Raw genomic sequence first — 12,180 nt, forward strand, 5'->3', positions numbered from 1 at the left:
CTTGCTATTCATTTTGTCAAACTTTTTTAAGTCGGCATGTACTTTTCATACGTTTAAAATGCGTCATTAAGTGTTGTGTATAAATATATAAAAAGATTTATACAAGTTCAATTTTAATGGTGCAGATTCACAATGTCAAGAAAACCTCGCTGACTAATTCAGAAAAGTTGAAAATTTCACCTAAAAAAGAAAAAACTACAATAGAGTACAAGCCTCTATTGTAGCTGCTATTTATTCTTTGTCTTCGATCAATTCATCTTTTGCCGACTCTTCTTTCGGTGCTTCCACTTTTAATTCACCATCTAAATTGTGATGGAGACGAACAGCTTTATTAATTTCTTCAGCCATTTCTGGATGCTCTTTCAAGAATTGTTTCGAGTTTTCTCGACCTTGGCCAAGACGTTCTTCATTATAACTATACCACGCACCGCTTTTTTGTACGATATCAAGATCAGCTGCAATGTCTAACAATTCACCTTCTCTTGAAATCCCTTCACCATACATGATGTCAACTTCCGCTTGTTTAAACGGTGGTGCTACTTTATTTTTCACTACTTTAATACGTGTCCGATTACCAACCATGTCTGTTCCTTGTTTGATTGTTTCGGCACGACGAACTTCTAAACGTACTGATGAGTAGTAGGATAGGGAGCTGTTGCCTTACTGAGTCACCTCAGCAGGTTCACTTCACCCCTCCTCCGAACCAAACGTACACCTTTCAATGTATTTGGCTCTCCAATTGTACAACCGAGTCCTTACTGTTTACCGTTGTGTAGATTCAAGTGGCAGTCTGTCGAATCCTACCTACTAGACATCCTTATGGTGTCTGCTAATCATACAAGCCTTGTAAGATTCTCACTGTTTTTGAGACAGGTCACTAGATAATGTGACGGGCTTAGAATGACCACTTTTAATCGCTTGCTTTTCGCAACGGTTATAGATTTAATCTGTCTGCTCGCGATAATTTATCCGAAATGGGTAAGCTGATTTAAAACCAAGTAATCAATGAGGAAACCCAATTTATAGATGCTTAACAACTTGGATTTCACTCTGTTCCAGTAACGGAAGAAAACTTGCTTCACCTTGTTTGTTTTGATACATTATTCCCCATTTTCCATGCTGATAAAATTTCTTGTGTTTTTCCCCGTTAATTTCGGTTTCCATGTATCTTAACTTAGACACCTTCGTTTTATACTTTGCAGCGAGTGTTTTTGTTACACTTTTTTGGAATAACCAATGAATACTGATTAGTTTTTCCCTGACGTTGTATGCTAATTTGTAATAGTGATAAAAGTCTCTAAATTCCGCATTAGATTTTCTGATAATTTCTAACGGTTCATGATTCACTAATTTAGATCTATGGATTTCCTTCCACGTTCCATCATTCTGAATATTCACGTAACCGTTATTTACCATAAAAGCTTTTAAATGTTGATACGGAATTGATAACTTTATTTCTCCAGAATGCCTACGCGCATTCGTTGGTTCACTTGTTTCCGTATGATCAATTTTTGAGATCGACTCATTCGACGGGCTAACAATAATGTCATAATCGAGAAAAGTGATTGGCTTTTTGTGATGGGCAACAATTGGTCCTGCCTCATCTAACCCTAAGTTAAGTTGATCGCTTAGGAACGTAAGCAATGATCGTTTGATCCGAACAGCATCTTCTTTCGAACCAATCACACCAATCAAAAATCTTTCTTTGTACCTTACATAATTTACTCGCTTGTATCCGGGGTCCAACCTATCCCATGCAACTAATCGTTCTTTCTGAGTCATTAACACATTCGATTCAGTATTTAGCAACTGCCGCTCTTTTTTAGAAAGCGATTGATGCACACCTTTCTTTTGATCAAAGTCATCTGTTCGTCGGCCATTATCATTCGGTCCGCTTCCTTTTGACATCGACGCATGAAATGCAGTGACTGTTTGCTTCATGAAACAATCACATTCATTTAAATAAACATTCGCTAAGATATGTCCTAAGGTCTGTTCTTGTGACTGTTTAGGATGAGTTTTACTAAGCGCATCATCAGACAGATAACCCGCTTTTAAAAACTTCCAAATAAGCCTCAAAAACTTTTCGTCTCTGATTCGTTGTTTTAAAATTCCTACTAGAATTTGGCGGTTGATGTTTTCGTTAAAAATCTCGATATCACCTTTAATCCACCACGTCACGCCTAGGGAATTTTTTTTAACATCTAATAACGCTGTGTGATAACTTCGATCAGTCCGATAACCATGAGAATGATCAGAAAAGTTAGGCTCATAGAGTGTGCCTAAAATACTTACTAAAATCGTTTGTACTAACTGATCTCCAGTAACAGCCGCTTCTAGCTGTTGCACCTTAGATGTTTTCACCGCTTGTCTATGGACAGGCATTGGTTGATACGACTCATTCTTCATTGCTTTGATTAGTTTTTGGATATCATCAGGATTAAAATCATTAATCGTCTGGCCATCCGTCTCCGCCTTTATCTGTTTTGTCTTTCTAGATAGTTTAGCGTGGGCTTTTTTGTAGAATTCAATGTTATAAAAATTTCTGTACAGACGGTCAAACAGATACGTTGCATCGCTTGCTTTGGACTCAATTATTCCTAATACTGTAGCGGGATTTTGCATGGTCTTACACCATATCCTTTCTGATTTAGGAATGTGACAATCTGCTCTCCTTTGCCATGTAATGGGCTTTCCCCTTAGAGTCATTACACTCCGTTCAAGTTAAGCTTGTTACCGCTCACTTTACATCTCGGACTACTACGAGAGCTCCGTTACCTTATCTAATATTCAGCTTCTCATAAGCATAACTAGGACGTGTTATCAAAGTCTAGCTAACCACCGTTTTCAGTGAAACTTTTTCAAGTCTCGTGGTCTCATAAACAATTCTAGCACGCTTTAGTATTTAGACTTAGGTAATCCCTGCTTAGTTTATCATGGACACGTTACATTTTACTTAGGTTCCCGTTCGACCGTATCACTCCAATAGGAGTTGAGAGAGAGCCAATAGCCATCAGCATCATGCTAAATTTTAAAACAGATGCGTACTCTCTTCATACCAATAATAGCATCAGCGTAAGGTATGAGTCGCCTTTCTAACCACTGGTCTGGGTTTAAAGCAGTATAGCTTTGACCATATAAAATGATTTCTGAACTCGACATTCAGTTGCGGTGGTGATGCTCCGCTCGACTTATGCCTTTCCGAGCATGCTACACTCCCCTTTAGGTTTCCCCATAGGATAAGCTCGGTGTTCACAAGAGGATGGTTGCTCTTGGCTCGTGCAACGTTAATTGCAGTCCTTGCATTCCGAATGATAAACCACGCATGCGCTTAGGCGCACGCTTGCAGGCGCACAAATTTTAGTGCTCTTCCGCCAGGCGTTGTTTATAGTGATAGGTAACAGACATCTTCGACATGACTCGGTCAGAACTGTTTTCCCCCACTTCACACCGTGCATGAGACTTTCGAACTCACACGGCGTTCCATCAATATCATGGTGCCTTAAGCCGTTATAAACAGTCACCTCAAAAGGCCAACGATTTATAATTAAATTGATATTGACTATGCCCCTTCGCCTTCCAATCGTTTATTTCCTCTTCCTAATTTCAAGTTACCTATTATATAGGAATACAACCGGCGATTGGTCAAACACTACTACGGGCTGCTGCCACTCGAATAAGATGATCATTTCCTATCACCGAGAGTTATTGAGGTTACATCCCTCTTCACACACTCCTTCGAGCTTCCTCTGTTCCTCTAACGATTATCCTTTTCATATGTCCTTAGCTCCCCTCTATAGTCCGTCAAGAACTTCATTGACCGTTGTTGGTGGTCAATAAAGCAAATAACCCATAACGGTTAAATATCGCTCTTCTCATCCAGAAAAGTCGAGCCATTCTTGAAAAATTCATGAGCTATACATTCTTTTGAATGCAGTTTGGTTACGAACTGTACAAACAAGGGTTCCCTTTCAGTAAACATAGACATTTTTTGGACTCCCGCATACTTTACCCATCATACCTAGATGAGTGTTTTTGCGACTTCAGCGAGCTTCAGACCTGTCGTTGATGTACAACTACACGCCTGTCGCAGTCTTAGAGCATCTGATAGCCAACATTCTATCAGGAGTGGTTCTTCTCCACTCATGTCATCATTAGAAGTTATGTTTCTCATTAGAATAAACACTATAAATGCAATTACATTGAGAAATACTCTAGTTTTTATCTTGTATTTCGACAAGGATTGGACTAGAAACAGAGCACACCAGGATTACCAAACATAATACCAACCTTTTCACGGATTTGGTTAATAAAGATCGCTGTGGTATGCGATTTGCTAATAGCTCCAGATAACTTACGCAGGGCTTGCGACATCAAACGGGCTTGAAGACCGACGTGTGCATCCCCCATTTCACCTTCTATTTCTGCTTTAGGTACCAGTGCAGCTACAGAGTCAATAACAATAATATCAACAGCGTTACTTCTTACAAGTGCTTCTGCAATTTCAAGCGCTTGTTCACCTGTATCTGGTTGCGATAGTAGTAAGTTATCGGTGTCTACACCTAAATTTTTTGCATATACTGGATCTAGCGTTAGCGATAGGTAATCAACCACCATAAGGATTAAGTTATGGCTTGATTTTCCCCCGCTTCACACCGTACGTGCGACTTTCACCGCATACGGCGTTCCATCAATTCATTTAATCGGTAGCACATGTAAGTTATCTATTACAATAAATGCAACACGCTAAAAAAATCATGTGCCCCATTGACCAAACTTCTTTGACTATGCCCCTTCACTCCACAAGAATTAATTTGCTTCTTCGCTACTACGGGCTGCAGCCCCCTAAATTCAACAGCCATTTCCTGCTGTTTCGTGACATCTACCAGTAAATGTATTGCCATTCACGTTTAGGGTTCTCTTGTTCCTCATAACATATCCTTCAGCTGTTTCCTTAGATGCCTACTCTAACCCGTTGGCCAGGTAATAAGTCTTAACGGTTGTTCTACTTATTACACCACTAACACATGTTAATCATCAATTCATTAGCACGAGATCAATTGATGGACCAAAACTTACCTTCACTTCGATAAGTCGACGCTTAACGAGCCTTTCATTCGTAGATTCACTCTAATGCCAAAGCATTTATTCATCATAGAAACATTATCGGACCCCCAATGTGATCTCTAACCACTTCTCAGGTCTGATTTCCATTGTCCTCACCGAGCTTCGCACCACTATCTTTTACTAGATAGTCGCACGTCGGGGTTTTAGGGTAAGAATGACAACCTCACTCTTAAGCAGTCTTTCACTGCTTGTTCTGTTATGAAGTTAAGGATGAATAATCCTCTCTAACTTTGTGGTGCATTACTGCAACTTTTCAGTTAGAAACAAGACACACCATGCTCAGCGTCAATAAATGCCGCAGTTCCACCGTTTTTCTGTGCAGCTGCGATGGCATGTAATGAAACGGTTGTTTTACCTGATGATTCAGGTCCATAAATTTCAACAACACGTCCACGTGGATAACCACCGACACCTAACGCGATGTCTAATGCTAAAGAACCGGTTGAAACGGTTGCGATTTTTTGATTCGCTCGCTCACCTAGTTTCATGATTGAGCCCTTACCAAATTGCTTTTCAATTGTTTTTAAAGCCATATCAAGGGCCTTTTTACGATCACTCACATATATTCCTCCTTTATTTAAAAACTAGCTTAATCATAACGTTTTTCTGGCAAATACACAAGCAAAAAGCGAATAAACGTTCTTGTTAAAACAACAAAAAAGATAAGCAATTTTTGTTGTTCAATTGCTTATCTTTCTATATATTTAACTATTTCATTGACGATAAAAGATAATAAAGTTGTTCTAACCCTTTTTTAACGGAACGTGTTCGGTTCATTTCACGGTTATTAACGAATTGATATTTTTCGACAGCATAGTGTTCATCATCTTGATAGATCCCGATATAAACCGTTCCTGCTTCATGGCCATCAAATCGGCCGGGGCCAGCAACTCCGGTAAAACTAATACCAATATCGCTATTGAACTTTTCTTTGATTCGCTTTGCCATTTGGTAACAACACGCGTGACTCACCGGTCCATCACTCGCTATAACTGATGTGGGTACCTCTAATACACCTGTTTTGATCTCATTTTGATAGGTGACAATGCTCCCCTTAAATACTTGACTTGCACCAGGTACTGAGACTAACCAATCGCTAAAGCGCCCACCTGTTAGACTTTCTGCGGCACTTAGCGTTAAACCCTTCATTTCTAACAGCTTAACAACTGCAGAAGCAATTGAATCGCCGTCCTCACCGTATAAAAAATCACCTACTCGTTCAATCAGTTGCAATTCGACATCTTTGATTAGTCGTTCCGCTTGATCGATTGTGCTGGCTTTAGCCGTTAATCTCAATGCGACTTCTCCGTCTGATGCAAGGGGTGCAATCGTCGGGTTCGTTTGTCGGTCAATAATCTCTTTAACTTCCATTTCTAATTGCGACTCACCAATACCAATAAACCGTAACATTTTTGAACGAATCACGTCATCAATATCATACGTCTCACGAATAAAAGGCAAGACCGTCTCTTTCATCATCATCTTCATCTCATTTGGTACACCAGGCATAATAAAGAAAAACTTTTCTTGCCAAGGAATAATCATTCCTGGGGCAGTACCAACTCCGTTATTTATCAAGGTTGAGCCTTCAATGACTTGCGCTTGTTTTTTATTGTTTTCAGACATTGATCGTTGTCTTGCTGTAAAAAAAGCAGCCAATTGCTTCATTGCCTCTTCACTTTTAATAAGGGGACGCCCAACAAACTCAGCCATCATTTCTCGAGTAATATCATCATCCGTTGGTCCTAATCCACCTGTGATAAAAATCAAGTCGGCGCGAGCAGCGCTTAATGTTAATGCTTCTTGTATCCGACCCGGATTATCACCGACGACTTGATGATAATAGACACTAATGCCACGTGTTGCTAATTTCTCCGAAATCCATTGGGCATTTGTATTTGCAATTTGACCCAATAATAATTCTGTACCGATACCAATAACTTCAGCTTTTAATTCTCGCATTAACTAGACTCCTTCATGACATGCCAATTCTTTATGAAATACTCAACACCTGAAACTACCGTTAGGATAAGGGCAATATAAAGTAAAATCATACCCGCAGGTACATTTAAATAAACAAAAGGATAATCATGCAGTAAGAGCACGGCGACGGAAACGAGTTGAAATGTTGTTTTCCATTTTCCCATTTGACTTGCTGCTAATACTAACCCTTCGCCAGCTGCAACCAATCGAAGCCCAGTGACGGCAAATTCTCTGGATAAAATAATAATCACAATCCACGCAGGCACCATCTCTAATTCAATTAATAAGATAAAAGCAGCCGCAACTAATAACTTATCGGCCATCGGGTCTAAAAACTTACCAAGGTTTGTGACTAAATGATGCTTTCGTGCATAATAACCATCAACCCAGTCTGTTCCTGAAGCGAAAATAAAGATAAGTGCTGCAACAAGATGGGTGACGGGAAGAAATGCCTCACCAAATTCAATCGTTCCCCACTCAAAGGGTACAGATAACACAATAATAAAAATTGGGATAAGAAAAATTCGTGATAACGTGATACGATTTGGAATGTTCATTGATTAACCTCTTTCTATCTTCTTAGAATGTATTAATAAGAGAACCCTTCTCTAGGAGAAGGGTTCAGATCTATTCTTCTACCATGTCAATGGCGTCATTAATATAAACCCACAATTCTTGAACGTCGGTTGCACCAATCTCTTCTGATAATTCAATCGCTTGATCATTTACAGAAATAGAAATCGACGCTGGTTCACCAAACCGAACATAAACATAATCATAAGCTGAAATATCGACAGTGATTGGCTGATTTGAAGCATTCAAAGTTTGGTAGACCTGACGCTCTCCACTTGGATCTTCAACTTCTAACCAGTTTTGACCGGTAGTTTCAAACTGTAATTCGATTGTTTCTTCAGAAGTCTGGTAATGATAAATCGATTCATCATTTGAATAGCTCACTTGAGAAATGGTCGGTGCATCTGATTCTTCTTCTGGTTCTTCAGGTGCTTCCTCCGGTTCTTCTTCGGGTGTGTCATTTTCATTTTCGTCTGGGGTATCTGGTTCGTCTGTATCTGTTGCTGGAATCGAAATTTCTTCATTGGCATTATCAGATACATCGTTCGCATCATTAGCCGCTTGATCATCCTCGGACATGTTACTCGTATAATACCAAACACCATAACCAACCAGTAACACAAGTAAAATCACAAAAATCGTCGGTAACAGCATTTGAAACGGCGATTTTTCTTTTGGTTTGCTTGAAGCCTTTGACCGACGTAACTGGGTGAAATCTCGTGATTCACTGGCTTCTGTCAATGGTAATTCACTTTTATGTTCAACCATTAAGGCATCAACGTCAAGTTCAACAATATGCGCATATTCTTTAATAAAAGCACGCACATAGAAATTACCGGGAATCAGTGAAAAATCATTACGTTCAATTGCTTCTAAATGACGCGCTTGAATTTTCGTTCGTCCTTGTATTTCTTCGATTGACAATCCTTTTTCAAGTCTTGCCTCTTTTAATCGTTCTCCGATAAGCATTTTCCCACCACCAATTCAGATAATCCGTACATAAGTGACACATTAACTCTATAATATATGATTTTCAACATTTATTAAAGGGTAATTATTCATGAGACAAGAAAATTAATGCATCCACCCTCCGGTTACATGCATTACTTGGCCCGTTATGTAACTAGACTGCTCTGACAACAAAAAAGTTACAAGGTGACTGATATCTTCCGCCTTCCCTAAGCGCCCTAATGGTATAGAGCTTTTAAGCGTTTGACGCTCTTCATCAGAGAATTGTTGGTTCATCTGTGTATCAATAAAGCCGGGTGCTATCCCATTGACGAGCACACCACTAGGGGCAACTTCTTTTGCTAACGCTTTAACAAAACTGTTCTGTGCGCCCTTTACTGACGAATAGACGACTTCATGGCTCGCTCCAACTTCTCCCCAAACGGATGAAAGCACAAGAAGATGGCCGAATTGTTTTTTTATCATCGCCGGTAAAAATGCTTGACTTATGTGCCATGTCGCCTGAACATGGACCTTTAATAAAGCATCCATCTCGACAGTTGATGCCTCAGTAAAAAGACTGTCATTTGATTGACCTTGTGCAAAAATAATTGCCTCTGGATTAAACTGTACATGTTGAATACAGTGTTCAATGCCCTGAATCGTTGATAAATCAGATTGAATGATTTCAAAAACAGCTTCAGCCGGTAGCACCTCTACTAAATCGGCTATTCGTTCATGGTTAGTATGATAATGCAAACTAAACGTATGACCAGCTTCAGCTAGATCCTTTACAATTTGTCCACCAATGTCTCCACTCGCGCCTAAAACTAAAATATGCATCAGTTAATCACGTGTTCCTTTACGAATAGCAAAAGTACTTACGTTATCATCTTGAATCCATTGATGAAGAAATGTTTCTACATCTGATTTTGTTATACTTTCTAATACCGGTAACAAACTAAAGTAATCGATGCCTAACAGATGATATTGACTGATAGCATTCGCGATATCAGAAGCTGCATCCATATCTTCCAACAAACCACCAATCATTTTTTTCTTCATGCGATTAAAGGATTCATCTGTGAACCGATAGGTTTTAAGTGATGCTAACTGGTTAAGTACCGTTGTCTTAAATTTTTTAACATCCGTTGTTGATCCACCAATTATTGAAAAAGCAAAGGTAGGTTGACGTTCAGATTCAAATCCAAGTCGGCCATCAATTAAATCGTCATCGTACAGCTCTTGATAAAAGTCACCCGCTTTTGAATAGAAAAAATCAAGTACCATTTCACTCATTAATTCCTGTTTAATAAATGCACCAGGATCATCTGTTGGTGTTTCTTTGATACCAACCATACATTTTTCCATCGCTACTGGCATATCAAGCGAAGCGGACCGCTTATGGACAGTGGCTGGCTCCATAGGGGTTAATCTTTCAATCGCTTCAACAGGGGCGAAAGACTTCGCTGCCTGATTCTCTTCAATCAAAGCCATTGCTGCATCCACATCAAAGTTCCCCACTAAAGTAAACACCATATTAGATGGGTGGTAAAAGGTGTGATAACAGGTGTATAAATCATCTTTGCTAATGTTTTGAATCGCGTCTACCGTTCCGGCAATATCAATCCTTACCGGATGATGCTTATACATTGCTTCAATGATACCGAAAAATGCTCGCCAATCTGCTTGATCATCATACATTTGAATTTCTTGTGCAATGATACCTTTTTCTTTTTCTACCGAACTTTCCGAAAAATAAGGCGATTGGACAAAGTCTAGAAGGATTTTCGTAGCTGGCAAAACATCTTGAGTTGTCGAAAAAAGGTAAGCCGTCTTCGTAAATGATGTAAATGCGTTTGCTGAAGCGCCGAGTGCTGTGAATTCTTGAAACACATCATGATTTTCTTTTTCAAATAATTTATGTTCTAAAAAGTGGGCAATGCCATCAGGAACCTTTATTGGATTCGTTTCATTTAACGGTACAAAATGATTATCAATTGAACCGTAATTTGTAGTAAAAACACCATAGGTCTGAGAGAGCTCTTTTTTCGGAACAAGAATAACTTCAAGGCCATTTGTCAAACGTTGGCGATATACGGTCTCTTTTATTTGTGTATACTCGGTTCTTTTCATGTTATTTCTCCTCTCGCGTTAAAAAGTAAGACGTGTCCAATTTTAGTTTATTAGCCATTTCAGTAATTTCTTGGTGACTAACAGTCTTTATCGCATCGATATAATCGATCGCTAGGGCAGCTTCACCAGCCATAAAGCGGTTGAAATTCACTTCAATTAAACCATCTGCGTCGTCTAATGCCTCTTTGTACTGATTTATTAATAACAATTTAGCTTCTGCAATTTGTTCTCCAGTAAAGTCACCCTTTTTCATTGCTTCAAACTGATCAAGGATAATTGTTTTAGCTTGTAAATAATCTTCAGGTGCAATACCACTAAAAACAAACAATAAACCCTTATGGCTTTCAAAACGAGAGGCTGCATAATAAGCTAAACTATTTTTTTCGCGAACGTTGATAAATAGTTTCGAACTTGGGAAACCACCAAAAATCGCATTAAATAGCTGCAGAGCAAAATAGTCATTATCGTTCATTGTCGTATATGTTCTAAAACCAAAGTGTAATTTCCCTTGTTGAATGTCTTGACGTTCTATGATTTCATTTAGTTGTTTAACGTTTTGGTGCTGTGCTCTTGAAACCGTCAGGGTATTATTTGTGTCACGACTAAAGCGCTCGTCAATTAACCGTTCGATTTCTAACTCTTCCAAATCACCAACCACATAAATATCCAGTGGGTTGTGTTCAACAACATCTTTGTAATAGCAATATAAATCCTCAGCGGTAATGGTTGCGAAATCTTCAGGATACCCATGTCCGTGTAAGTGATAAGGCTCATCAGCACACATTTGATCAATCATACGCATGTTAGCGTAGTGCATCTTGTTATCAATGATACTGTCGATTTTTTGCTTTAACGATTGTTTTTCGCGTGCAAGCGTATGAGGATCGAAACCACCATTAACAACTTTAGGTGCATATAATGCACCTTTAAAAAAATCTAAAGCTTTCGTCAAGACAGGTTCATCTGTTGCTAAATAAGCAGGATTTGCTAAGGATAACCGTGCCGTTAAAACGTGCATCTCACCTTTTTTTGACCCGTCTATATTAAACGAAGCACCATAGAGCTCATCAAGTGCCTGTCTGAAGGACACAGAGGTTGGATACTGGTCTGAACCCTGCTGAATAACAAAAGGCAATAAGGCGCGCTTTGTTATTGTTTCCCGGTCCAATGGCGCACTGTATTTTGCTGCAATATTAATGGTCTTAAATTTATCTGTTTGAATCATATGTAATCGATAGCCTTGTTTGTTAATGATACGTTCATCTGACTTGTTCATGTGAATCAGCCTCCTCAATATTCTAAAACAGTATCGCATAATTATTTTAGCATTCTTATTCATTTTACACTAATCAGAGTGATAACGAAAATATTTCCGTCTAACAAAATTAAGGCCTAAAAAAAGAGCCTACCATG

The 12,180-nt window shown here is 39.1% G+C and carries 7 protein-coding genes and 3 pseudogenes; all 10 read right to left on the minus strand.

Annotation, left to right across the window (positions count from 1 at the left end; translation table 11 throughout):
- Nucleotides 1-231: 231 nt before the first annotated feature.
- Nucleotides 232-648, minus strand: a pseudogene (locus DES38_RS01675) (recombinase RecA family protein); the annotation flags it as partial.
- Between the two features lie 372 nt (nucleotides 649-1,020).
- Nucleotides 1,021-2,625, minus strand: a complete 1,605-nt coding sequence (locus DES38_RS01680) for a reverse transcriptase/maturase family protein (protein WP_170114306.1) — start codon at nucleotides 2,623-2,625, stop codon at nucleotides 1,021-1,023.
- Between the two features lie 1,641 nt (nucleotides 2,626-4,266).
- A pseudogene (locus tag DES38_RS01685) lies at nucleotides 4,267-4,590 on the minus strand (recombinase RecA); the annotation flags it as partial.
- Between the two features lie 806 nt (nucleotides 4,591-5,396).
- A pseudogene (locus tag DES38_RS01690) lies at nucleotides 5,397-5,687 on the minus strand (recombinase RecA); the annotation flags it as partial.
- A gap of 148 nt (nucleotides 5,688-5,835) precedes the next feature.
- Nucleotides 5,836-7,089, minus strand: a complete 1,254-nt coding sequence (locus DES38_RS01695) for a competence/damage-inducible protein A (protein WP_110250353.1) — start codon at nucleotides 7,087-7,089, stop codon at nucleotides 5,836-5,838.
- The gene (pgsA, locus tag DES38_RS01700; protein ID WP_110250354.1) at nucleotides 7,089-7,667 is read right to left on the minus strand and encodes a CDP-diacylglycerol--glycerol-3-phosphate 3-phosphatidyltransferase; all 579 of its coding nucleotides are present in this window, start codon (nucleotides 7,665-7,667) and stop codon (nucleotides 7,089-7,091) included. The genes DES38_RS01695 and pgsA overlap by 1 nt, the downstream gene beginning before the upstream one ends.
- A 70-nt stretch (nucleotides 7,668-7,737) precedes the next feature.
- On the minus strand, nucleotides 7,738-8,652 hold the full coding sequence (locus DES38_RS01705) for a RodZ domain-containing protein (protein WP_110250355.1): 915 nt from the start codon (nucleotides 8,650-8,652) through the stop codon (nucleotides 7,738-7,740).
- A 105-nt stretch (nucleotides 8,653-8,757) separates the two neighbouring features.
- On the minus strand, nucleotides 8,758-9,474 hold the full coding sequence (gene ymfI / locus DES38_RS01710) for an elongation factor P 5-aminopentanone reductase (RefSeq protein ID WP_110250356.1): 717 nt from the start codon (nucleotides 9,472-9,474) through the stop codon (nucleotides 8,758-8,760).
- A gap of 3 nt (nucleotides 9,475-9,477) precedes the next feature.
- Nucleotides 9,478-10,767, minus strand: a complete 1,290-nt coding sequence (gene yfmH, locus DES38_RS01715) for an EF-P 5-aminopentanol modification-associated protein YfmH (RefSeq protein ID WP_110250357.1) — start codon at nucleotides 10,765-10,767, stop codon at nucleotides 9,478-9,480.
- A gap of 1 nt (nucleotide 10,768) precedes the next feature.
- Nucleotides 10,769-12,043 carry an EF-P 5-aminopentanol modification-associated protein YfmF gene (yfmF, locus tag DES38_RS01720; protein ID WP_110250358.1) on the minus strand — a complete coding sequence of 425 codons (1,275 nt, stop codon included), beginning with the start codon at nucleotides 12,041-12,043 and terminating at the stop codon, nucleotides 10,769-10,771.
- Between the last annotated feature and the right edge of the window lie 137 nt (nucleotides 12,044-12,180).

It is taken from the genome of Streptohalobacillus salinus (assembly GCF_003201605.1).
GTDB classification, from domain to species: Bacteria; Bacillota; Bacilli; order Bacillales; family Amphibacillaceae; genus Streptohalobacillus; species Streptohalobacillus salinus.